The sequence below is a fragment of the Phreatobacter cathodiphilus genome (assembly GCF_003008515.1).
Lineage (GTDB): Bacteria > Pseudomonadota > Alphaproteobacteria > Rhizobiales > Phreatobacteraceae > Phreatobacter > Phreatobacter cathodiphilus.
This window is the reverse complement of record NZ_CP027668.1, coordinates 4,003,589-4,026,242: the sequence shown is the minus strand read 5'-3', so window position 1 is coordinate 4,026,242 and position 22,654 is coordinate 4,003,589. Positions and strand designations below refer to the sequence as shown.

The 22,654-nt window shown below is 70.8% G+C and carries 24 protein-coding genes and 1 pseudogene; 14 read left to right on the top strand and 11 right to left on the bottom strand.

Going from position 1 to position 22,654, the window contains the following annotated elements; all coding sequences use genetic code 11:
* Window positions 1-59: 59 nt before the first annotated feature.
* The 4 genes from C6569_RS19305 (at window position 60) to hslU (ending at window position 3,236) form a co-directional block, all read left to right on the top strand.
* Window positions 60-452, top strand: coding sequence for an MAPEG family protein (locus tag C6569_RS19305; protein ID WP_106750397.1), 393 nt, complete (start codon window positions 60-62; stop codon window positions 450-452).
* 118 nt (window positions 453-570) lie between these two features.
* A complete protein-coding gene (gene hslV / locus C6569_RS19300; protein WP_106750396.1) occupies window positions 571-1,125 on the top strand; it encodes an ATP-dependent protease subunit HslV in 555 nt (184 codons plus the stop codon).
* 124 nt (window positions 1,126-1,249) lie between these two features.
* Complete coding sequence (locus C6569_RS19295) at window positions 1,250-1,852, top strand: DUF2585 domain-containing protein (RefSeq protein WP_106751145.1); 603 nt, start codon at window positions 1,250-1,252, stop codon at window positions 1,850-1,852.
* Between the two features lie 73 nt (window positions 1,853-1,925).
* Window positions 1,926-3,236, top strand: a complete 1,311-nt coding sequence (hslU, locus tag C6569_RS19290) for an ATP-dependent protease ATPase subunit HslU (RefSeq protein ID WP_106750395.1) — start codon at window positions 1,926-1,928, stop codon at window positions 3,234-3,236.
* Between the two features lie 12 nt (window positions 3,237-3,248).
* On the opposite strand, the gene C6569_RS19285 is transcribed toward hslU, so the two are convergent.
* Entirely contained in the window at window positions 3,249-4,250 is a 1,002-nt protein-coding gene (locus C6569_RS19285; RefSeq protein ID WP_106750394.1) for an adenosine kinase, read from the bottom strand.
* A gap of 130 nt (window positions 4,251-4,380) precedes the next feature.
* Between C6569_RS19285 and gnd the strand changes: the two genes are divergently transcribed.
* Together gnd and C6569_RS19275 are read left to right on the top strand one after the other, a co-directional pair.
* Window positions 4,381-5,355: a phosphogluconate dehydrogenase (NAD(+)-dependent, decarboxylating) gene (gene gnd / locus C6569_RS19280; protein ID WP_106750393.1), complete on the top strand. Its 975-nt coding sequence runs from the start codon at window positions 4,381-4,383 to the stop codon at window positions 5,353-5,355.
* Window positions 5,352-5,870 (top strand): gluconokinase, encoded by a 519-nt coding sequence (locus tag C6569_RS19275; protein ID WP_342750241.1) that lies wholly within the window; start codon window positions 5,352-5,354, stop codon window positions 5,868-5,870. The genes gnd and C6569_RS19275 overlap by 4 nt, the downstream gene beginning before the upstream one ends.
* 2 nt (window positions 5,871-5,872) lie before the next feature.
* Here the strand turns inward: C6569_RS19275 and C6569_RS19270 are convergent, their stop codons facing one another.
* Both C6569_RS19270 and C6569_RS19265 read right to left on the bottom strand, forming a co-directional pair.
* Entirely contained in the window at window positions 5,873-6,652 is a 780-nt protein-coding gene (locus tag C6569_RS19270; protein ID WP_106750392.1) for an HpcH/HpaI aldolase family protein, read from the bottom strand.
* Window positions 6,649-7,587 carry a ribokinase gene (locus C6569_RS19265; protein ID WP_106750391.1) on the bottom strand — a complete coding sequence of 313 codons (939 nt, stop codon included), beginning with the start codon at window positions 7,585-7,587 and terminating at the stop codon, window positions 6,649-6,651. The genes C6569_RS19270 and C6569_RS19265 overlap by 4 nt, the downstream gene beginning before the upstream one ends.
* 149 nt (window positions 7,588-7,736) lie before the next feature.
* Between C6569_RS19265 and C6569_RS19260 the strand changes: the two genes are divergently transcribed.
* The 5 genes from C6569_RS19260 to C6569_RS19240 all read left to right on the top strand — a co-directional run bounded on the left by C6569_RS19260 (window position 7,737) and on the right by C6569_RS19240 (window position 12,339).
* Window positions 7,737-8,483, top strand: a complete 747-nt coding sequence (locus C6569_RS19260; RefSeq protein ID WP_106750390.1) for an ABC transporter ATP-binding protein — start codon at window positions 7,737-7,739, stop codon at window positions 8,481-8,483.
* On the top strand, window positions 8,480-9,139 hold the full coding sequence (locus C6569_RS19255) for a phosphoribosylanthranilate isomerase (RefSeq protein WP_106750389.1): 660 nt from the start codon (window positions 8,480-8,482) through the stop codon (window positions 9,137-9,139). The genes C6569_RS19260 and C6569_RS19255 overlap by 4 nt, the downstream gene beginning before the upstream one ends.
* Window positions 9,136-9,933 (top strand): ABC transporter permease, encoded by a 798-nt coding sequence (locus C6569_RS19250; protein ID WP_106750388.1) that lies wholly within the window; start codon window positions 9,136-9,138, stop codon window positions 9,931-9,933. Before C6569_RS19255 ends, C6569_RS19250 begins: the two co-directional genes overlap by 4 nt.
* A 234-nt stretch (window positions 9,934-10,167) precedes the next feature.
* Complete coding sequence (locus C6569_RS19245) at window positions 10,168-11,502, top strand: polyhydroxyalkanoate depolymerase (RefSeq protein ID WP_106750387.1); 1,335 nt, start codon at window positions 10,168-10,170, stop codon at window positions 11,500-11,502.
* Between the two features lie 99 nt (window positions 11,503-11,601).
* Window positions 11,602-12,339 carry a M48 family metallopeptidase gene (locus C6569_RS19240; protein ID WP_106750386.1) on the top strand — a complete coding sequence of 246 codons (738 nt, stop codon included), beginning with the start codon at window positions 11,602-11,604 and terminating at the stop codon, window positions 12,337-12,339.
* Here the strand turns inward: C6569_RS19240 and C6569_RS19235 are convergent.
* The 4 genes and pseudogenes from C6569_RS19235 to C6569_RS19220 all read right to left on the bottom strand — a co-directional run bounded on the left by C6569_RS19235 (window position 12,324) and on the right by C6569_RS19220 (window position 14,764).
* On the bottom strand, window positions 12,324-12,797 hold the full coding sequence (locus C6569_RS19235) for a GNAT family N-acetyltransferase (RefSeq protein WP_106751143.1): 474 nt from the start codon (window positions 12,795-12,797) through the stop codon (window positions 12,324-12,326). The two genes, C6569_RS19240 and C6569_RS19235, sit on opposite strands and share 16 nt — an antisense overlap.
* A gap of 195 nt (window positions 12,798-12,992) precedes the next feature.
* Window positions 12,993-13,262 (bottom strand): annotated as a pseudogene (locus C6569_RS22305) (GNAT family N-acetyltransferase); the annotation flags it as partial.
* Window positions 13,263-13,363: 101 nt separating this feature from the next.
* Complete coding sequence (locus tag C6569_RS19225; protein WP_106750385.1) at window positions 13,364-13,963, bottom strand: helix-turn-helix domain-containing protein; 600 nt, start codon at window positions 13,961-13,963, stop codon at window positions 13,364-13,366.
* Between the two features lie 42 nt (window positions 13,964-14,005).
* On the bottom strand, window positions 14,006-14,764 hold the full coding sequence (locus C6569_RS19220) for an alpha/beta hydrolase (RefSeq protein ID WP_106750384.1): 759 nt from the start codon (window positions 14,762-14,764) through the stop codon (window positions 14,006-14,008).
* Between the two features lie 225 nt (window positions 14,765-14,989).
* On the opposite strand from C6569_RS19220, the gene infC reads away from it, so the two are divergent.
* The 3 genes from infC (at window position 14,990) to hemA (ending at window position 17,743) form a co-directional block, all read left to right on the top strand.
* Complete coding sequence (gene infC / locus C6569_RS19215) at window positions 14,990-15,529, top strand: translation initiation factor IF-3 (RefSeq protein WP_215905838.1); 540 nt, start codon at window positions 14,990-14,992, stop codon at window positions 15,527-15,529.
* 108 nt (window positions 15,530-15,637) lie between these two features.
* Entirely contained in the window at window positions 15,638-16,360 is a 723-nt protein-coding gene (locus C6569_RS19210; protein WP_106750382.1) for an aldolase, read from the top strand.
* A gap of 153 nt (window positions 16,361-16,513) precedes the next feature.
* Window positions 16,514-17,743, top strand: coding sequence for a 5-aminolevulinate synthase (hemA, locus tag C6569_RS19205; RefSeq protein WP_106750381.1), 1,230 nt, complete (start codon window positions 16,514-16,516; stop codon window positions 17,741-17,743).
* A gap of 3 nt (window positions 17,744-17,746) precedes the next feature.
* Here the strand turns inward: hemA and C6569_RS19200 are convergent, their stop codons facing one another.
* Genes C6569_RS19200 through C6569_RS19185 form a run of 4 tightly spaced genes read right to left on the bottom strand, consistent with a single transcriptional unit; the run spans window position 17,747 to window position 22,641 of the window.
* Entirely contained in the window at window positions 17,747-18,703 is a 957-nt protein-coding gene (locus C6569_RS19200; protein WP_106750380.1) for a DUF2336 domain-containing protein, read from the bottom strand.
* A 36-nt stretch (window positions 18,704-18,739) separates the two neighbouring features.
* The gene (locus C6569_RS19195) at window positions 18,740-20,698 is read right to left on the bottom strand and encodes a molybdopterin biosynthesis protein (protein ID WP_106750379.1); all 1,959 of its coding nucleotides are present in this window, start codon (window positions 20,696-20,698) and stop codon (window positions 18,740-18,742) included.
* A complete protein-coding gene (locus tag C6569_RS19190; RefSeq protein ID WP_181313817.1) occupies window positions 20,695-21,720 on the bottom strand; it encodes a MoeA family protein in 1,026 nt (341 codons plus the stop codon). The genes C6569_RS19195 and C6569_RS19190 overlap by 4 nt, the downstream gene beginning before the upstream one ends.
* 30 nt (window positions 21,721-21,750) lie before the next feature.
* Entirely contained in the window at window positions 21,751-22,641 is an 891-nt protein-coding gene (locus C6569_RS19185; protein WP_106750377.1) for a helix-turn-helix transcriptional regulator, read from the bottom strand.
* Window positions 22,642-22,654 lie beyond the last annotated feature (13 nt).

Sequence of the window (22,654 nt, the reverse complement as noted above, 5' to 3'; positions counted from 1 at the left end):
GCGGCCGGTCCGCCCCGTGGCGCTCTCGCCCCGGACGTTTGCATGAGGGGACGCTTCCGATGCCGATCACGTCGACTGCCGCCATCATTGCGGCCCTCGCCCTGACGGGGCTGAGCCTGCTGGTGAGCCTGGCGCGGATGAAGGCGGGGACGGATATCGGCACGGGCACCGATGCCGGCCTCCTGCGGCGCATCCGGGCGCAGGGCAATTTCATCGAATATGTGCCCATGGGCCTCATTCTCCTTGGCCTGGCCGAATATCGCGGCGCGGGGTCGCTGGTCCTGTGGCTCCTGGCGGCGCTGCTCGCGGCGGGACGAGGCGCGCACGCCGCCGGCATGATCGGCGGCTCGACGCCCCTGCGCGGCGTCGGCATGCTCGCCACCTATGGAGCGCTGCTGGGTCTCAGCCTCGTCCTCGCCCTGAGCCTCGTCTCGGGCGCGCCTCTGCGCTAGCCGCCCGCCGCCGGCCAGATTTCGTCGCAACCGCTTGCGCCGGCGCGGCGCCGGTGCAAGGGGACCGCTTGCGCCGCGCGGCGGCCGGCCTACATCTCGTGCTTTCCGGAGCTTCCCCATGTCTTCGCAGAACGACGCCTTTCCCGGCTGGCACGCCACGACCATCTGCACCGTTCGCAAGGGCGGCAAGGTGGTGATCGGCGGCGACGGCCAGGTCAGCCTCGGCCAGACCGTCATCAAGGCCAATGCCCGCAAGGTGCGCCGGCTCGGCCGCGGCGACGTGATCTCGGGCTTCGCCGGCGCCACCGCCGACGCCTTCACCCTGTTCGAGCGGCTGGAGGCCAAGCTCGAGCAGTTTCCGGGCCAGTTGACCCGCGCCGCGGTGGAGCTCGCCAAGGACTGGCGCACCGACCGCTACCTGCGGCGTCTGGAGGCGATGATGATCGTCGCCGACAAGGACGTTTCGTTGATCCTCACCGGCACAGGCGACGTGCTGGAGCCGGAAAACGGCATCGCCGCTATCGGGTCTGGCGGCAACTATGCGCTCGCCGCCGCGCGGGCGCTGGCCGACACCGACCAGGACGCCGAAGCCATCGTGCGCAAGGCGATGACCATCGCCTCGGAGATCTGCGTCTATACCAACGGCAATCTCGTCATCGAGAGCATCGGCTGAGGAGCGCGGGGCGGATCAGGAACAGGACGCGTTTCCGCCCCGCCCCCTTCATGACTTGCGACGCGTCGGCGGCTAAAGTCGCGCCATGACCATGACCTCCTCCCCCTTCCAGCGCATCTCCCCCATGACCGGCCCGGCCGCCCGCGACAGCGGGCCGGCGGGCGGATTTCCCTGGTGGCAGGCGCTGCCGCTGATGCTCCTCCTCCTCGCGGTGCAGGCCGGCGTGCTCTACGCCATGGGCCGGCTGCCGATCTGCGCTTGCGGGACCGTCAAATTCTGGCACGGCATCGTCAACAGTTCGGAGAACTCGCAGCACCTGGCGGACTGGTACACGTTCAGCCACATCGTCCACGGCTTCCTGTTCTACTTCGTCGCCTGGCTCGTCCTGCCGCGGAGTTCGATCTGGACGCGGCTGGTGCTCGCCGTCGTGGTGGAGGGCGCCTGGGAGATCGCCGAGAACACGCCGATGATCATCGAGCGCTACCGCGCCGCCACCATCTCGCTCGGCTACAACGGCGACACCATCGTCAACTCGCTCGCCGACACGGCTGCGATGATCGCCGGCTTCCTCCTCGCCGCGCTGCTGCCGGCCTGGGCGACGATCGGGCTCGCCATCGCCATGGAGGTGGGCGTCGCCGCCGTGATCCGAGACAACCTCATCCTCAACATCATCATGCTGGTGCATCCGATCGAGGCAATCCGGATCTGGCAGCAGGGCGCGGGATGAGCCGGCTCCTTGATCGGCGGGCGACAATCGCCATCTCTCCGCTCTTCCGATCCGCACCGACCCCAGGGTCCCGATGACCGACTTCTCTCCCCGCGAAATCGTTTCCGAACTCGACCGCCACATCATCGGCCAGAAGGACGCCAAGCGCGCCGTGGCCATCGCGCTGCGCAACCGCTGGCGCCGCCTGCAGCTCGACGAGAGCCTGCGCGAGGAGGTGCTGCCGAAGAACATCCTGATGATCGGCCCGACCGGCGTCGGCAAGACGGAGATTTCGCGCCGCCTCGCCAAGCTCGCCAACGCGCCCTTCCTGAAGGTCGAGGCGACCAAGTTCACCGAGGTCGGCTATGTCGGCCGCGACGTGGAGCAGATCGTCCGCGACCTCGTGGAGGTCGGCATCGGCCTGGTGCGCGAGGCCAAGCGCAAGGACGTCCAGGCGAAGGCCCATCTCGGCGCCGAGGAGCGGGTGCTCGACGCCCTCGTCGGCAAGACCGCCTCCCCCGCCACCCGCGAGAGCTTCCGCAAGAAGCTCCGCGACGGCGAGATGGACGACAAGGAGATCGACATCGAGGTGGCGGCGGGCAATCCGCAGGGCATGCCGATGATGGACATTCCCGGCATGCCCGGCGGCCAGATCGGCATCGCCAACCTCAACGACATGCTGGGCAAGATGATGGGCGGGCGCACCAAGCAACGCCGCACCACGGTGAAGGAGGCCTACGAGCCGCTGGTGCAGGAGGAGGCCGACAAGCTGGTCGACCAGGACAATCTGGTGCAGGAGGCGATCCACCTCGTCGAGAACAACGGCATCGTCTTCCTCGACGAGATCGACAAGATCTGCGCCCGCGAAGGCGCCCGCGGCGGCGAGGTGTCCCGTGAGGGCGTGCAGCGCGACCTGCTGCCGCTCATCGAGGGCACGACGGTCGCCACCAAGCACGGGCCGGTGAAGTCGGACCACATCCTGTTCATCGCGTCCGGCGCCTTCCACGTGGCGAAGCCCTCGGACCTCCTGCCGGAGCTGCAGGGCCGCCTGCCGATCCGCGTCGAGCTCAAACCCCTGACGCGGGAGGACCTGCGCTCGATCCTCACCGAGACCGAGGCGAGCCTCACCCGCCAGTCCATCGCCATGATGAAGACGGAGGGCGTCGACCTCGTCCTCACCGACGACGCCGTCGACGCCATCGCCGACCTGGCGGTGGAGGTGAACGCCTCGGTGGAGAACATCGGTGCGCGGCGGCTGCAGACGATCATCGAGCGCGTGCTCGACGACATCTCCTTCACCGCCGCCGACCGCGCCGGCGAGACGGTGACCATCGACGGCGCCTATGTGCGCCAGACGGTCGGCGACCTCGCGCGGAACGCCGACCTCAGCCGCTTCATCCTCTGAGCGGCGGGCGCGTCAGAGCGCGAAGCCGTTCTCGGCGGCGAGCGCCTTGAGGTTCGCCTCGGGGCGGGCACCCATGTGGCTGATGATCTCGGCGGCGCAGAGAGCGCCGAGGCGCAGCGAGGTCTCGTGCGGCAGGCCGCGGGCGAGGCCCGAGAGGAAGCCGGCGGCGAAGAGGTCGCCGGCACCGGTGGTGTCCACCACCTTGTCGACCGGGAAGGCCGGAGCCGAGACGAGGGTTGCCCCCTCCACCGCGATGGCGCCCTGCTCGGACCGGGTGACGACGGCCAGCGCCGCATCGGCGCGCAGCGCATCGAGGGCCGTGGCGAAATCGGCGGTCTGGTAGAGCGACTTCAGCTCGCTCTCGTTGGCGAAGACGATGTCGACGGTCTTCGCCTTGATCAGGCCGAGGAACTCGTCGCGGTAGCGGTCGACGCAGAAGCTGTCGGAGAGGGTGAGCGCCACCTTGCGGCCGGCGCCGTGGGCGATCTCGGAGGCCTTGACGAAGGCCTTCTTGGCCTCCGGCGGATCCCAGAGATAGCCCTCGAGATAGGTGATGCCGGAGGCGGCGATGGTCTCGGCGTCGACGTCGGCGGGCGACAGGTTCTGCGCCGCGCCGAGATAGGTGTTCATGGTGCGCTCGCCGTCGGGCGTCACCAGGATGTAGCAGCGGGCGGTGGCCGGCCCTTCGGCCGCATCGGCGGTGGGGAAGTGGATGCCGGCAGCCTTCATGCCGTGGCGGAACGAGGCGCCGAGCTTGTCGTCGCGGACCTTGCCGAGGAAGGCGGGCTTCAGCCCCAGCATGCCGATGCCGGCGATGGTGTTGGCGGCCGAGCCGCCGGACATCTCCACCGTCTGCGCCATGGCGGCATAGATCGCCTCGGCGCGGGGCTCGTCGATGAGCATCATGCCGCCCTTGGGCACGCCGAGACGGGCGAGGACGTCGTCCTCGGTGCGGGCGAGCACGTCGACGATGGCGTTGCCGATGCCGGCGACGTCGTAGCGGGACTGGGACATGGAGGCTCTCTGAAGCGAAAACGTTGGCGCCCTCTACACGCTGGGGCGGCGGCCGGCAACGGCGCGCCATTGACTTCTCAGCGAAGTTCGGTTGCTTCGACGGGAAGAAGAAGACTGGCGGAGGACGTCCATGCAGATCGGCGTGGTGGGGCTCGGGCGGATGGGCGCGAACATCGCGCGCCGCCTGATGCGGGCGGGCCATGCCTGCGTGGTGCACGACGCCGATCCGGCGACGACGCAGGCGCTGGCGGCCGAGGGCGCGACCGCCGCCGGGTCGCTCGCCGAACTCGTGGCCGCTCTGGCGGCGCCGCGCACCGTCTGGGTCATGCTACCGGCCGGCGACGTCACGGAGAGCGCCCTTGCCGAGCTCATCGGCCTGCTCTCGCCCGGCGACACGGTGATCGACGGCGGCAATACCTACTGGAAGGACGACGTCCGCCGCGCCAAGACGCTGGCGGACCGCGGCCTCTCCTATCTCGACATCGGCACGTCCGGCGGGGTCTGGGGCCTCGAGCGCGGATATTGCCTGATGATCGGCGGCGACAAGGCGGTGGTCGAGAGGCTGGACCCGATCTTCCGGGCGCTCGCCCCCGGCCGCGGGGACATTCCTGAAACGCGCCACCGCGAGGCGCGCGAGAGCACGGCCGAGCAGGGCTATCTCCATTGCGGGCCGAACGGCGCCGGCCATTACGTGAAGATGATCCACAACGGCATCGAATACGGGATGATGCAGGCTTTCGCGGAAGGGTTCGACATCCTGCGCAACGCCGCCTCCCCCCGCCTGCCGGAGGAGATGCGCCTCGACCTCGACGTCGCCGACATCGCCGAGGTCTGGCGGCGCGGCTCGGTCGTGACCTCCTGGCTGCTCGACCTCACCGCCGAGGCGCTCGCCGCCGACCCCGCGCTGTCGCACTACTCCGGCCATGTGGCCGATTCCGGCGAGGGCCGCTGGACGGTGGAGGCCGCCATCGAGCAGGCGACGCCGGCGGAGGTGCTGACCTCGGCGCTCTACACCCGCTTCCGCTCGCGCCAGGACCACACCTTCGCGGAGAAGGTGCTCTCGGCCATGCGCGCGGGCTTCGGCGGCCACCGGGAGCCGAAGTGAGCACGGGCCACACCCTCCCCACCGCCATCATCGTCATGGGCGTGTCGGGCTCGGGCAAGTCGACGGTCGGCCTCGGCCTCGCAAAAGCGCTCGGCTGGGACTTCCGCGACGGCGACAGTTTCCACCCGTCCGCCAACGTCGCCAAGATGCGCTCCGGGGCGCCGCTGACCGACGACGACCGCTGGCCCTGGCTCGACGCCATCGGCACCCATATGGCGGCGCTGGAGCGAACCGGCGGCCATGTGGTCATCGCCTGCTCGGCGCTGAAGCGGGTCTATCGCGACCGGCTCAGGGCTTCGGGCGCGCGCCTGCGCTTCGTGCATCTCGACGGGACCTTCGCGCTGATCGACGCGCGGATGCGGGCGCGGCGCGACCATTTCATGCCGGCGAGCCTGCTGGAGAGCCAGTTCGCGACGCTGGAATCGCCGGCCGCCGACGAGAACGCGGTGACCGTGCCCATCGAGGAGGATCCCGGCGCCATCGTCGCCGCGATCCTCGCCCGTCTCGCGCCCTGAGATCAGCGCCGGCCGGGGAACTTCGCCTTGTTGCGCGCGAGGTCGGCGACGGCGCCGGCCCTGACCGCCGCCATGTCGCATTCGCCGATGACGATGCCGTAGCCGCGCTCGGCGAGCGCGAGCGGATCACGGCCCGGGATCGGGATGGTGCCGAGCACCTTGCCGGCCTTCAGCGTCGCCTCCGCCGCCCGGTCGATGCTCGCCAGCACGTCCGGCTCGGTGAGGCGGCCGAGCTTGCCGAGGGATCCGGCGAGGTCATTGGCGCCGATGAAGAGGCAGTCGGCGCCCGGTAGCGCGGCCATGGCGGCGGCGTTCTGCGAGGCGAGGTCGCTCTCCACCTGGAGGGCCAGGAACGTGTCCTCGTGGGCGGTGTCGATATAGTCCTCGTCGAAGCCGTAGAGGCCGGAACGGGCGACGGAAGCCGAATAGCCGCGGCGGCCGCGCGGCGGATAGAGGCAGGAGGCGATGATGCCCTTCGCCTGGTCCACGGTGTCGATCATCGGCACCATCAGCGAATGGATGCCGGCATCCAGCATCCGCTTGAACATGCCGAAGTCGTGGCTCGGGACGCGCACCATGGCATCGCCCCCGCCCGCCTCCACCGCGCGCACGCAGGCGAGCGTCTCGGCCATGTCGATGGGCGTGTGCTCGGCGTCGATCAGCACGATGTCGTAGCCGGCCAGAGCATAGGTCTCGCAGACCGCGGGCGCGCCGGAAAACACCCAGGCGCCGAGGAGTTTCTCGCCCGCCAGGGCGCGGCGCTTGATGCGGTTGCGGGTCATGGGGTCGTCCTCCGATGCGGCGGGTTTCTCTGCTCCGCCAGGATGGCAGCCGCCGCTTCGATGGCGGCGAGCTCGGGAATGCTGGTCTGGGCTCCGGGCCGGGCGCAGGCGAGGGAGCCGGCGGCGGCGGCGAACTCGATGGCGGTCTCGAGGCCGCGGCGGCGGTCGAGGGCGGCGGCGAGCGCCCCGCAGAACGTGTCGCCGGCGGCGGTGGTGTCGACCACCTCGACCGGATAGGCGGGGGATTCGTGGCGGATGCCGTCGGCCCAGCAGACGGCGCCCTCGGCTCCGAGCGTAACGGCGACCGCGAGGCCGTGGCGGGCCGAGAGTTCGGCGGCCACGGCGTCGGGCTCGCCGGTCACGCCGAGGCCGGCGCCGAGCGCCAGCACCTCGTGTTCGTTGACGACGACGATGTCGAGCAATGCGGCGAGGTCCGCCGAAACGGGCCCCGCCGGGGCGCGGTTGAGCATGACGCGCAGGTCGCGGGCGCGGGCCCAGCGGGCGGCGGCGAGGATCTCCGCCTCCGGCACCTCCCACTGCATGAGCAGCGTGTCGCGCGGCGCCGGCGCCAGCCGGTCCAGCGCCGCAGCCCTGACCGCCGCATTGGCGCCGGCGGCGACGACGATCTGGTTCTGTCCCGCAGGATCGACGGCGATGAAGGCGACGCCGGTCGGGGCGTCCACCGGCGCGACACCCGCGAGGTCGATACCCGCCCCGCCGAGGAGGGAGAGGGCGGGCTCCGCGAAGCCGTCGCGCCCGACTGCTCCGACCAGGGCGACCTCGGCCCCGGCGCGGCGGGCGGCCAGCGCCTGGTTGGCGCCCTTGCCGCCGGGGATGACCTCGTAGCCCGGCCCCGCCACGGTCTCGCCGGCGCGCGGCAGGACGCCGACGCGCGCGACCAGGTCGATGTTGATGGAGCCGAAGACGATGATCATGAGGTGCGGCGGAGGACGGGAGAGAACGCTTGCGCGCCGGGCGGTTTGGGGTCAAGCCGGCGGGCGACAGGGCGGCCTTGCGCGCGGTGGTGTTTTTCATCAGCGCTTTTGATTTGCCCTCGCCCGGCAGCCGCCCCATGTGATCGCCCATGAGCCCACCCGCCGCCATCGCCGTGAAGGACCTGGTCAAGGACTACGGACCCGTCCGGGCCGTGGACGGGCTGAGCTTCGCCGTGGCGCCGGGGTCGACCACCGCCCTGCTCGGCGGCAACGGCGCGGGCAAGTCGACCACCATCGGCATGATCATGGGGCTGGTCCTGCCGAGCGCGGGAACCGTCACCGTGCTGGGGACGGACATGGTGCGGCGGCGCCACGACGTGCTGCACCGGATGAATTTCGAGAGCCCCTACGTGGACATGCCGCATCGTCTCACCGTCCGGCAGAACCTCACGGTCTTCGGCATGCTCTACGGCGTGAAGGATCTCGCCGGCCGGATCGCCGCGCTCGCCGCCGACCTCGACCTCGACGGGCTGCTCGACCGGCCGTCCGGCAAGCTCTCGGCCGGGCAGAAGACCCGCGTGGCGCTGGCCAAGGCGCTGATCAACGAGCCGGAGGTGATGCTGCTGGACGAGCCGACCGCCTCGCTCGACCCGGACACCGCCGACTGGATCCGCGGCCATCTCGAGCGCTACCGCGACCGCCGCGGGGCGGCCATCCTGCTCGCCTCGCACAACATGGGCGAGGTGGAGCGGCTGTGCGACCGGGTCATCATGCTGAAGCAGGGCCGCATCGAGGACGATGCGGCGCCGGCCGAGCTGGTGCGCCGTTACGGGCGCAGCAATCTCGAGGAGGTCTTCCTCGACGTGGCGCGGGGACGAAGGGAGGCCGTGTCGTGAGCGCCCGCACCCGCGTCAAGATCTGCTGCATCTCCTCGCTCGCGGAAGCCGAGATGGCGATCGCCGCCGGCGCCGACGCCCTCGGCATGGTCGCGGCCTCGCCGCCCGGCTCCGGCGCAGCGGACGATGCGACGATCCGGGCCATCACCGCGGAGGTGCCGCCGCCCGTCGCCACCTTCCTCTTGAGCTCGCACCTGACCGGCCTGGCGATGGCCGATCACCTGCGCCATTGCGGCGCCGGCACGATCCAGATCGTCGACCATATCGACCCCTCGGAGATCGCCATCCTCGCCGTGGCCATGCCGGCGGTGCGGCGGGTGCAGGTCATTCACGTGGAGGGGCCATCGGCGCTGGAGCTGATCCCGCGCTACGAGCCCTATGTGCACGCCTTCCTGCTCGATTCCGGCAAGCCCGGCGGCACGATGCGCGAACTCGGGGGCACCGGCCGCACCCACGACTGGGAGGTGAGCTGCGCCTTCGTGCAGGCGACTCGCCGGCCGGTTTTCCTCGCCGGCGGCCTGACGGAGGCCAATGTCGGCGAGGCCATCGCGAGGGTGCGGCCCTTCGGCGTCGATCTGTGCTCGGGGGTGAGGACCGACGGGCGTCTCGATCCGGTGAAGCTCGAAGCCTTCATGGCGGCGGTGAGGGCGGCATGAGCTTTTCCGTCCGGCGCGTCGGGGCGCTGTGCCTGCGCTATCTCTACCTGCTCGCCTCGTCCTGGCCGCGGCTGCTGGAACTCGTCTACTGGCCGGTGCTCAATCTCCTGACCTGGGGCTTCCTGCAGACCTATGCGACGAGCGCCTCCGGCACCACGCTCTTCGTCGGCGGGGCGCTGGTCTCCGGCCTGCTCCTCTGGGAGGTTCTGTTCCGCGGCCAGATCGGCTTTTCGGTGTCGTTCCTCGAGGAGGTCTGGTCGCGCAATCTCGGCAACCTCTTGATGAGCCCGCTGAGGCCGGCCGAATTCGTCGTCGCCCTGATGGTGATGAGCCTCGCCCGCCTCGCCGTCGGCATGATCCCCGCCACCATCCTCGCCATCGCCTTCTTCGGCTTCGACCTCGCGCGGCTGGGGATCGGCTTCGCCGCCTTCTTCGCGCTGCTGGTGGTCACCGGCTGGGCGGTCGGCCTCGTCGTCTGCGGCCTGATCCTGCGCCACGGCCTCGGGGCGGAGAGCCTCGCCTGGACCATCATGTTCGTGTTCTGGCCGCTGTGCTGCGTCTACTACCCCCTGAGCGTGCTGCCGGCCTGGCTGAAGCCCGTCGCCCTCGCCCTGCCGCCGACCCATGTCTTCGAGGGCATGCGCGCGGTGCTGTCGCAGGGTGTCCTCAGGCTCGACCACCTGGCGGCGGCCACCGCCCTGAACGTGGTCTGGATCGTCGCGGCGGCCTTCGCCTTCGCTGCGCTGCTGGACAAGGCGCGGGAGGCCGGCAGCCTGCTCTCCAGCGGCGAGTGATCCCCTCGCCTTTCGTCTCATGTCACCGCAATACCACGTTCACGAGGGGTTAACGGTCTGTCCCGCAGGCTCGGGTTGCACAAGTTGTCGCAGGTCCGTTACAAATTTCGGCAGTGCAGCAATCGAGATTGGAACTTTGCGGGTCCGTCAGGCCTTTCTGGAGGTCAGACCCGACAGGTCGCCGGACGGACAGAGGCGAACTGGACCAATCCTCCCGTCCCCGGAGGCATTTGCGTGCTTTACCACTGGTATGAAGCCACCCACGCCATGCTGTCGCCCTATCGGGCCATGGCGGATGCGACCCGGCTGGCGCTGAACAATCCCGTCAACCCCTTCTCCCACATGCCGATGGCCCGCCAGATGGCGGCGGGCGCCGAGCTGTTCGAGCGGGCGACGCGGCGTTACGGCAAGCCGGACTTCGGCCTGCCGACGACGCTGGTCGGCGGCGAGCGGGTGGCCGTCACCGAGGCCGTCGTCTGGAAGCGCCCCTTCTGCGACCTCCTCCATTTCCAGCGCGCGCTTCCCGCCCGGCACAAGCCGGACCCGAAGGTCCTCATCGTCGCGCCGATGTCCGGCCATTACGCCACGCTGCTGCGCGGCACGGTCGAGACCTTCCTGCCCAATCACGAGGTCTTCATCACCGACTGGGCCGATGCCCGGATGGTGCCGATGTCGGAGGGGCGCTTCGACCTCGACGACTATGTCGACTACATCGTCTCCATGCTCCACTTCCTCGGCCCCGACACCCATGTCATGGCGGTCTGCCAGCCGGCCGTGCCGGTGTTCATGGCGGTGTCGCGCATGGAGGCGGAGGACGATCCCTACGTGCCGACGACGCTGACGCTGATGGGCGGGCCGATCGACACGCGCTCCAACCCGACGGCGGTGAACAAGCTCGCCGAGGAGCGCGGCACCGAGTGGTTCCGCCGCAACGTCATCACCACCGTGCCCTTCCCGCATCCGGGCACGATGCGGCCGGTCTATCCGGGCTTCCTGCAGATCAACGGCTTCATGTCGATGAATCTCGACCGCCACGTCGACGCCCATCGCGAGCTGTTCCGCAACCTCGTCAAGGGCGACGGCGACGGCGCGCAGAAGCACCGCGAGTTCTACGACGAGTATCTCGCCGTCATGGACCTCACCGCCGAGTTCTACCTGCAGACCATCGAGCGGGTCTTCGTCGAGCACCACCTGCCGCGCGGCATCATGATGCACCGCGACCGGCCGGTGGACCCCAAGGCGATCCGCCGCGTCGCGCTGCTCACCGTCGAGGGCGAGAAGGACGACATCACCGGCGGTGGACAGACGCTGGCCGCCCACAGCCTCGCTACCTCGATCCCCGAGGACATGCGCCATCACCATCTGCAGCCGGCGGTCGGCCATTACGGCGTGTTCAACGGCTCGCGCTTCCGCGCCGACATCGCGCCGCGCGTCATGGACTTCATGCGCACCCACGCCTACCGCAAGGCGCAGGCCGCCAAGCCGGCGGCTAAGGAGAAGGCCTCCACGGCCTCCACGGTGCTCAAGATGATCCGCGGCGGTCGCGGCGAAGCGGCCAAGGGCCACTGACCGCCCGAGCCGGCCTCGTGGCCGGGGCGTGGCAGCAGGCGTCGCGACGGCACCGCCGTCGCTGGCCTGGGGCCCGCCGACTCGGATAAAGTCGCCGCCATGTCCATCATCCGCAGGTTGTTCCAGCGCGAGCCCGACCCGTCGGCGATCACCGTGTCGCACGAGGGCGTGCCCTATGCCGTGGAGCTGCGCCGGCTGCCGCAGGCGCGCCGCTTCACGCTAAGGGTGCGTGCCGCCAGCCGCGACGCCGTGCTGTCCATGCCGGCTCGGGCGAAGCTCGCCGACGCGGTGGGCTTCGCCGAGCGGCACGGCGCCTGGATCGCCACCCGCCTCAACCGCATTCCTGAGGCGCTCGGCTTCGCGGAAGGGGCGGTGGTGCCGCTGCGCGGCGTGCCCCACACGGTGGTCCATTGCCCCGGCCGGCGCGGCACCTGCTGGGTGGAGGACGGCGCCATTCTGGTGGCCGGCGACGCCGCCTTCCTGTCGCGCCGCGTTCAGGACTTCCTGAAGCGCGAGGCGCGCAAGGACCTCGAGGCGGCGACGCGGCTCTATGCCGAGAGGCTGGGAGTGAAGGTGACGCGCATCGGCATCCGCGACCAGGCGAGTCGCTGGGGCTCGGCCTCCTCGTCCGGTGCCATCAACTATTCCTGGCGGCTGATCCTGGCGCCGCCCTTCGTGCTCGACTATCTCGCCGCCCACGAGGTGGCGCACCTGCGCGAGATGAACCACTCGCCGCGGTTCTGGCGCATCGTGCGGGACCTGTGTCCCGGCATGGAGGCGGCAAAGGCCTGGCTGCGCGCCAATGGCGCCAACCTGCACCGCTACGGCGCGCCGTAGACGATCTGCTTCTGCACGAAGACCAGGTCGAGCTTGCGGCCGAATTTCTCGCCGATGCCCGGCATGCGGCCGACCTCGATGAAGCCGGCGCGGCGGTGCAGCCGGAGCGAGGCGATGTTGCGGCCCTCGATGCCGCCGATCATCACCTGCTTGCCGTCGGCCCGCGCCCGCGCCAGCAGCGCGCCGATGAGGAGGGAGCCGACGCCGGAGCCGCGCCGGTCGTCGCGCACATAGACGGAATGCTCGACCGCGTGCCGGTAGCCGGACCAGGCGCGGAACTGCAGGTAGGAGCCGAAGCCGACCACCTCGCCGTCGTCTTCGGCGACGAGGACGGGGCTGCCCGCAGCACGGCGATCCTCCAGCCAGGCGTGGCGGCTGGCGAGGTCGACCGGCTCGTCGGACCAGATCGCCGTGCTGGTGGCGATGGCGTGATTGACGATGTCGAGTATGGCCGGCATGTCCGCTTCCGCGGCGTCGCGCACCGTGGCGGTGGAGACCGGCGTGCCGCGCGGCGGCGACAGGTCCTTCAGATAATAGGTGGTGTCGCAGAGGCCGCCGTCGGGCAGCAGGGCGAAGTCGGGCACGAAGCCGAAGCGTGACCAGCCACCGCGCTCATAGACGCGCTTGGCCTCCTCGCTCGCCGTGTCGAGGATGAGGAGCTTGCGCCCGCGCTTCAGCGATTCCTCCTCGATCCGCCGCAGCATGGAGCCCGCGATGCCCTGGCGCCGCCCGTCGGAGTGGACCAGCATCTTCTTCACCTCCGCCCGGTGGGGTTGGTTCGGCGGCATGTCGAGGCCGAGCTGGGCGGTGCCGATGACGCGGTCGCCGAGGAAGGCAGCGACGAGGACGGTGTCGCCGGCGGCGACGCTGTCGGCGACCTTGGCGAAGAAGGCTTCGCCGTCCGCCTGGCCGAAGGGCTTCATGAAGCTGACGGAGGCGCCGTTGGCGACGCAGTCGACGAGCACCTCGGCGAGAGCGGGGATGTGGCGCCGCGCCGCCGCGGCGTCGAGGGTCTCGATCATGATCATCGGCGCAGACCCGCTGGCATGGCGTGGGGAACGAGCACCACACAGTACCGCGCGGGCGCGTCGGTCCGGTTTTCGAAGACGAGCGGCGTGTCGAGCCGCATGACCCGGCAGTCGCCGGGCCCGAGATCCGTCGCCAGCCCGCCATAGGTGAGGGTCAGCGTTCCCTCGAAGACCCAGACGAACTGCTCGACGGGGATGACGACGATGTTGTCGTAGGCGACGCGCTTGCCGGCGGGGAGCATGACCTCGACGATGTCGGTGCCGGAGGCGTTGGGGGGAGCGACGTTGCGGCGGGTGTAGCCCGTCTCGGGATCGGTGCGCACCGCGGTGGCCGCAGCGCGGCGCACCGGGTCTGGCTGGGGCTGCGGCTTCTCGAAGAGGGCGGCGAGGGTGACGCCGAGGGCGGCGCCGAGCTTGACCAGGAGCACCGCGGTGGCGCTCGCCTCGGCCCGTTCGATCCGCGAGATCATGGCGCGCGAGACGCCGGAGAGCGCGGCAAGCTGGTCGAGGGTCAGGCCCTTGGCGGCACGCAGCTCGCGCACCCGCTGGGCGACGATCTGATCGAGCTGGTCCGTCGTGTCGGCGGGGCTATCCATGATTTGAGACTATCATTCTCGGATAATGGAATCAACCCGCGATCAGCCGACGGCCGCGACGATCTCCTCCAGTCGGGCGATGTCCTCGGGGCGGGAGAGGCGATGATCGCCATCCTTGACGAGCGTCACCACCACGTCGTCGCGGGCGATCTTCTCGGCGAGCAGCATGGCGTGGCGCCACGGCACGTCCGGGTCCTCCATGCCCTGGAGGATGTGGACGGGGCAGCCGGTCTCGACCAGGCCGGTGAGGACGAGGTTGCGGCGGCCGTCCTCGATGAGGGCGCGGGTGATGGGATAGCCGCCCTCGTCATAGGCCGAGGGGCGCACCCAGCGGCCCTCGGTCATGATGGTCTGCCGGACCTCCTCGGAAAAGGCCGGCCACATCAGCGCCTCGGTGAAGTCCGGCGCCGGCGCGATCAGCACCATGGCGGTCGGCGGCGCGGCCATGGCGCGGGCGACGAGGAGCGAGATCCAGCCGCCCATGGAGGATCCCACGAGAATGGGCCGAGGGCCCGCGAGAGCGACCACGGCCGCCGCCTCCTCGGCCCAGCGGGAGATGGTGCCCTCCTCGAAATCGCCGTCCGATTCGCCGTGGCCGGAATAGTCGAAGCGCAGGAAGGCGCGGCCGGTGCGCGCCGCGAAGGCGGAAAGCGCCTCGGCCTTGGTGCCCTTCATGTCGGACTTGAAGCCGCCGAGCCAGACGATGGCGGGGCCGCGACCCTCGATGCGGCGCCAGGAGATGCGGCGCGCGGCGGGGCCGGTTCCCACCGTCAGGTAGGAGGGATCGGGAAGGCTGGTCATGGCGGCAGGCTCCGGCAGCAGGCGGTCACGGTCGCCCCTGCCTGACCACGGCTGTGGTATAAGGGCAAGGCCGCCGGCGAAAATGCGGCGAACCATTGACTTCCTCTGCAATTCTACCGATCTTCGCCACCCTCCGGATCATCAGGGATCGGCCGGCGTTCTTCTCCACAGGGGAACGCGGCCGCCCCCGGTCCGGCCCCGTCAACGTCTGAAGGAGACGCCCCCATTCGCAGACCCATGAGAGCCGCCGCCCCCGTCGAGCGTGACGGGCCGCGCATCAACGACATGATCCGTGTCCGCGAAGTCCAGCTGATCGATGCCGAGGGCGAGAACCGCGGCGTGATCCAGACGCGCGATGCCGTCCAGATGGCCGTGGAGGCCGGGCTCGACCTCGTCGAGGTCGCCCCGAACGCCGTGCCCCCCGTCTGCAAGATCATGGACTACGGCAAGTTCAAGTTCCAGGAGCAGAAGAAGGCCGCCGAGGCCCGCCGTAACCAGAAGACGGTGGAGGTCAAGGAGATCAAGCTGCGTCCCGGCATCGACGACCACGACTACGACACCAAGATGAAGGCGATGAAGCGCTTCTTCGAGGAAGGCGACAAGGTGAAGGTGACCCTGCGCTTCCGCGGCCGCGAGATGGCGCATATGGACCTCGGCGTCAGGGTTCTCGACCGCGTCAAGTCCGATACGGTCAACATCGCCAAGGTCGAGCAGGAATCGCGGCTTGAAGGCCGCCAGATGATCATGGTGCTCGCGCCGAAATGAGGCTTGCCGCCTTCGGCGGGCCCCGGCAACGTCACCGACGCCTGCGATCCATTCGCAGGCGTTTTCGTTTCTGAAGAGCCCCGGGCACGGGGCGTCCTGGAGAGAGCCATGAGTGCCGTCGCGGACATCACCACCCTGAGGCGGGAACTCGCGGCCGCGCTGCGGCTCGCGGCGCGCTTCGACCTCAACGAGGGCATCTGCAACCATTTCTCGGTCGTCGTGCCCGGTCCGGACGAGCGCTACCTCATCAACCCCTACGGCATCCATTGGGGCGAGATGCGTCCCGACGACCTGCTGCTGATCGACGGCGAGGGCACGATCCATCAGGGCTGGGGCGAGGTGGAGGCGACTGCGCGCAACATCCACATCGCCGGGCATCGCGCCAATCCGCGCCACCAGGCGATCCTGCACGTCCACATGCCCCATGCCACGGCCTTGACCATGGTGGAGGGCGGACGGCTGGAAATGGCCCACCAGACCGCCTGCCGCTTCCTCGACCGCACCGCCTATCAGGGCTTCGGCGGCGTGGCGCTGAACGCCGAGGAGGGCGAGCGCATCGCCCAGGCGCAGAAGGACAACCCGCATGCCGACGTGATCTTCCTCGAGCATCACGGCGTCACCATCGGCGGGCCGACGGTGGCGGTAGCCTTCGACGACCTCTATTACCTGGAGCGCGCCTGCCGCCAGCAGGTGCTGGCGATGTCGACGGGCCTGCCCTTGAAGATCATCCCGGCCGAACAGGCGAAGCAGACGGCGCGCGAATGGATGCAGGTCCTCGACTACCAGGCGACCAAGCATTTCCAGGCGCTGATGCGCATCAACGGTTTGTGAGGCGGCGCGACCTTCGGCCCATGGCGAGGCCGATTGGAACGATGCTAGAGAGCGGCCCAAGCCCTTGATCGACGTCAAGGCCGCAGCGGATGTGTTCCGGCACATTTGAAGTCCCCCCGACCTCTCGCCGGGGCTCGCACGGATCGACGAGCCATGACCTACGCCCATTTCTTCGAGACCGCGGTCTCCCGCCTGAAGGATGAACGCCGCTACCGGGTCTTCGCCGATCTGGAACGCAAGGTCGGCAAGTTCCCGCAGGCCACCTGGCACTCGCCGCAGGGGCCGCGCGACGTCGTCATCTGGTGCTCCAACGACTATCTCGGCATGGGACACCATCCGCGCGTCGTCGAGGCCATGGCCGAGACCGCCCGCACCATGGGCGCGGGGGCCGGCGGCACGCGCAACATCTCCGGCACCTCCCATCCGATCGTCGAGCTGGAGCGCGAACTCGCCGACCTGCACGGCAAGGAGGCCGCCCTCGTCTTCACCTCGGGCTACATCTCCAACCAGGCCGGCATCTCGACCATCGCCAGGCTGCTGCCCGACTGCCTCATTCTCTCCGACGCGCTGAACCACAACTCGATGATCGAGGGCGTGCGCCAGTCGGGCTGCGAACGCGTGGTGTTCCGCCACAACGACCTCGCCCATCTCGAGGAGCTGCTGGTCGCGGCGGGACCCGAGCGCAACAAGCTGATCGTCTTCGAGAGCGTCTATTCGATGGACGGCGACGTGGCGCCGATCGCCGCCATCTGCGATCTCGCCCAGCGCCACCGCGCCATGACCTATATCGACGAGGTGCATGCCGTCGGCATGTACGGACCGCGCGGTGCCGGCGTCGCCGAGCGCGACGGCCAGATGGGCCGGCTCGACGTCATCGAGGGTACGCTCGGCAAGGCCTTCGGCGTGATGGGCGGCTATATCGCCGGCTCGGCCGCGGTGATCGACGCGGTGCGCTGCCATGCGGCCGGCTTCATCTTCACCACCGCCCTGCCGCCGGCCATCGCCGCGGCCGCCGCCGCCGCCATCCGCCACCTCAAGACCTCCTCCATCGAGCGCGACATGCAGCAGCGCCAGGCGGCGCGCGCCAAGCGCGTGCTGTCGCTGGCCGGCTTGCCGGTGATGACGTCGAGCACCCACATCGTGCCGGTGCTGGTGGGCGACGCGGAGAAGTGCAAGGCGGCGAGTGACCGGCTCCTCGCCGAGCACGGCATCTACATTCAGCCGATCAACTATCCGACCGTGCCGAAGGGCACCGAGCGGCTCAGGATCACCCCGGGCCCCGCCCATACCGATGCGATGATCGACGACCTCGCCGGCGCGCTCATGCAGGTGTGGATGGATCTGGGGCTGCCGCTGCAGCGCTACCAGGCCGCCGCCGAATAGGGGTCAGGCGGGAAGGGCCTCGCTGGCGCGCATGCGCGCCAGCGGCAGGCGGGAAATCACCCTGTCGATCTCGGCCGGGCGCATGAGGCGGAAGCGCACCGGCGCCTTGTGGACGTCGGTGAGCGGCTTGCCCGCGGTGACGCGCCAGGCGTGAACCAGTATCTCATAGGTCTCGGCATCGACGCCGGCGATGTGGCAGATGGCGCCGAGCGCCTTCTCGTCGTCGCGCTCGAGGATCTTGCGGCCGGCGTCGCGGTCGCGGCCGATGCAGCGCATGAGGAGGTCCATGGCGGGGACGATCTGCCGCTCCTCGGCGAGGGCCTGGAGCTGCTCGAGAAGCTCGTCGCCGCTCGGCACGTCGCGGGAGACGGCGGCGCCGAACTTCGTCGCCAGATCGGCCGGGCAATCGGCGCGCTGGGTCAGCATGGACCGCACGGTGGGGTCTGCGCCATGGCGCGCCACGATCTCGGCGAAGCCGTCCGTGGTCAGTTGCGCGCCGGGATTGCGCACCAGCGTCACCACGGTCGCCGCCTCGCCCATCTCGACGATGGCGCGGGCGAGGAGGGCGGAGACCTTCTGCCGCTTGGCGATGATCTGCATGTGCTCCTGACGGTCCGGCGCGCAGACCCGCAGCATGATCTCGTCGGGCAGGTCGGGAGCGTTGAGGATGGCCTCGGCGACGGCGATGACGTCGCAGGCGAGCGTGGTGGCGGCCTCCGGCAGGGTGCCGGCGCAGCGGGCGAGGCGCGGCGATGCGCGCACCCGGCTCGGCATGGGCGCATCGCGCAGGGCTTCGGCGACGATGTTGTCGAGGACGAGGGCCTTGCGCGATTCAGCGTCGAGCCGCTCGCGCGTGATCTCGTCAACGAGCTCCTCCACCAGCGCCCCGCGCAGCTTGGGCGCGAGAGCGCCGATCATGGAATTGATCGGCTTCAGGGCTTCGTCGAACGGCGTTGTCATCCACCATGACCTTTGGGTCAGGATGACGCAGATGTCTTAATCAGCTCTGAACCGGTCCCGCCCGTCGCCGGCCGGCGTGAACCCGAGGGCGCGCAGCGCCTCGCCCGCATCGGCGACGGCCTCCTCGAACAGCGCGAGCACGTCCGGGCGGCGCGGCGCGCGCGCCACGGCGAAATCGTAGTGCTCTTCCGCCAGCGGAATGAAGCCGAGACCGAGAGGCCGGGCGGCGGCGGCGATTGCGACACCCCAGTCGGCGCGGCCCTGGGCGACGGCGGCGACGACGGCATTGTGGGAGCGCGGCTGGTTCCAGTAGCCGGGCGGCGTGCGGCCGGCGAGGAGCCCGTCCAGCAGCACCCGCGTGCCGGCGCCGGTGTTGCGGTTGACCATCAGGCAGTGGGGATCGGCGAGGGCGGCGGCGAGCGCCGCCTCGGGCGTCGCGGCGCCCGCGAAGCGGGGATCGTCGGCGCGGTGGACGATGCCCTGCATGCGTCGCCAGCCGGGCACCAGGCGCATCTCGGCGGTCAGGAAGGGCGTGTTGTAGCGGCCGGTGGCGGGATCCAGCAGGTGGATGGGGGCGACGTCGCATTCGCCGCGCCTGAGGGCCGAGAGACCCCCGAGGCTGCCGAGCGCCAGCGAGCGCGCGGTGATCCCCCGGGCGGCGAGGCGCTCGACGACCGCGTCGAGGCCGGTGCAATGGCTGCCCATGACGGCGAGGTCGGGCGGGGCGACATGGGGGGCGAACAGCGTCACCGTGGTCTCGGTGCCGGCGGGCATGGCCTCACTCAGCGCGTCGATGGCGAGGAAGCCGTCGGCCTGGCTGAAGGCGGTCACCGCACCCGAACCCTTGCCGACGGGATAGGCGACCAGCCCGTCGGCGCCGTCGGACAGCGCCACCATGACGAATTCGGTGCGGCCAAGATCGGAGGGGATGCGTGCCGGCACGCGGGCGGTGACGGCCGTCTCCGCCCGTTCCGGCAGGCCGGCGAGAATGCGCAGCACCGGCGCGACGATGTCGTGGAAGGTGAACATGGCCGAGGTCGGAAAGCCCGGCAGGACGACCACGGGCTTGCCGTCGCAGACGGCGAGGCAGAGCGGCTTGCCCGGCTTCAGGGCGACGCCGTGGGCGACGATGCCCGGTGCGCCCAGCGCCCCGACGATGCGGTAGGTCAGGTCGCCCGCGCCCTTGGAGGTGCCACCGGACAGGATGACGGCGTCGCAGCCGGCGTGGGCCTGGCGGATCGCCGCCTCCAGCGCCGCGGCGACGTCGGGCACGGCGCCGAAGCGGACGGCGATGCAGCCGTTCTCCTCCAGCGCCGCGGCGACGATGGGGCCGTTGGAATCGTAGATCGCGGCGGGCCGCAGCGGCTGGCCCGGCGCCACCAGTTCGTCGCCGGTGGAGATGACGGCGACGCGCGGCTTCCGCCAGACCGTCGCCGTGGCCGCGCCGACGGCGGCCAGCATGCCGATCTCGCGCGCGCCGACCACGGTGCCGCGGCGCAGCAGGGTCTCGCCGCGGGCGATGTCGGAGCCGGCGAAGGCGATGTTCTGGCCGGGCCCCACGGCGCGCCCCACGGCCAGGCGGCCATCCGCCTCCAGCGTGGTGTGCTCGATCATCACCACGGCGTCGGCTCCGCGCGGCACGGGGCCGCCGGTGGCGATGGGGGTGGCCGTGCCGACGGCGACCGTCAGCCGGGGCGCGGTGCCGCAGGCGATCGTCTCGTCGTTGAGGGCGAGCAGGACCGGCGCGCCTTCGGAGGCGGCGGCGACATCGGCGGCGCGGACCGCGAAGCCGTCGACCACGGACCGGTCGAAGGGCGGCGTGTCGACCGGCGCGGCGATGGTTTCGGCGAGAACGCGGCCGGCCAGCGCGTCGAGTGCCACGGTCTCGACGCCCACCGGCCGCGACTGCAGCGCGGCGCGGAAACGCGCGACGGCCTCGTCGCGGGACAGGACTTGCAGGAACTGGTCCTGCACGGTGGCGGCGCTGGGGGTCATCGCGGTTCGAAGGGCTCCGTGAGGGGCATGGCGGCGAGCATGGATCCGGCGGCGGCGCCTTCGCTGGCGGGGCCGAGGACGGCGACGGCATCGGCCGCGAGAAGCGCCGCGAGCGTGATCCGCCCGACGCCGAGCGGCTCCCAGCCCTCCGCGGTGGCGCGCAGCAGGGCGAGATCGGCAAGGCCGACCTGCGAGACGATCTTGCGGGTGAGCGGACGGGAGAGGGAGCGCAGGCCACGCCCGGCGGCGGCGGCGAGGAAGGGCATCACCAGCGCGAAGAGCCCCGCGGCGAGGGCGTCGAACCGGGGCGAGAGGACCAGGGTGCGGCGATCCGCGTCGAGGACGAGCACAGCCTCGCCGCCGGGCTGGAGCGCCGGGCCCGCCCCGGGAGCGTGTTCGGCCGGGTCGCGGGCGAGCCGGAGGACGAGATCGGCGGGCAGGGCCTCCGTGACCATGCAGCCCGCCTGCGCCAGCCACGCCCGCAGCCAGGCGGCCGCAGGACCGTCCGCCTCGCCGGTGACGGCGACACGCGGGCGGCGGACCGAGACGCTGGCGATGCCGGCAAGCGTCAGAGCGAGAACCGCCTCGGCCGTGATCGTCGTCCCCGCGGCGACGATCGCCGCGTCGGCGGCAAGGTCGCTGCCGGCCAGGGCCGCGCCCTCGCCCGGATAGGCCGGCTGGCCGATCTCGTGGAAGGGGCCGCTCGCCGCCACAGCATCGGCGGGCAGCACCGCGTCGGCGCCGGCGGGCAACTCGTCCCCGGACAACACCGGGGGCGGCGGCGCGGCCAGCAGGATCGGCGCGTGAGGCGAGGCGCCGATGAGGCCGGCGCTGGCGACCGCGATGCCGCGGCGCAGGGCGAGCGGCCGGACAGGCACGGCCGCCGGTGCCCGCAGCGTCGCGGCCGCGACCCATCCCGCGGCATCCGCCACCGGGAGGAGTTCGGCTGCGACGGGGTGCAGCCCGGCGAGCAGGCGCGCGAGGACCTCATCGAGCGGACGGAGGGCGGATGGGGACGACATGAGCGTCATATGGGGCATGGCGGCGACAAGTCACCGGTTCAGTCGCACGATGCCCGCCGACGCGACATCGTAGCCGCCCAGCGCCTCGGCGCGGCGGGTGAAGGCCGGTTCGCGCAGGAAGCCGAAGAGCCGCTGGGCCGGAGGCTCGAAAAAGGTGCGGCGGCGCAGGACGAGATCGAAGCGCTCCCAGACCAGCGGCACGAAGTCGAGCCCGTGCATGGCGGCGACCGCCCGGGTGGCGATGCCGCAATCGATCTCCCCGCCGCGGATCGCCAGGGCGAGGTCGGGGCCGGTCGGATAGGCCACGGGGGCGCGGCGCAGACTCTCGAGGGCGAGGCCGGCGCGCGCCGCCACCGCCGCGAGCAGGAGCTGGGCGCCGGCACCCGTGGGCCTGAGGCCGATGCGGGCCTCGCGCCGGGCCACGTCGGCGAGGGTGCCGAGGCCGAGGGGGTTGCCCGCGGCGACCAGAAATCCCTGTTCCCGGCGCGCGAAGCCGATGACCACGGCGTCGTGCAGACCGGCGCGGGCGGCGACGCCCGCGATGTTGGCCGCCTCGTCGTCCCCCTCGCCGTGCAGGTGGATGGCGGCGGCGGCCACCTCGTTGCGCTCCAGCCGATCGAGGCCGGACTCAGACCCTTCGGCGAGGAGCGCGAGGCCCGAGGCGGATTGCCGGAGGCTCCATTCCAGCAGGGGATCGTGGCTGCCGCCGACGATGGGCGGCGCGGGTTCGGCGACGAAGCCGTCGGGCTTCGCCAGGCCCGCCGCCACCCAGCGGTCGAGGGCGGCGCGGGGGAAGAGCCATTTGCCCGTGACCTTGGAACAGGGGACGTCGCCGTTCGCCACGAGTTCATAGAGCTTGCGCTCCTTCAGCCGGAGATAGGCGGCCGCTTCATCCGTGGTGAGGAAGACATCATCCTGCATGAATATGCTCTGG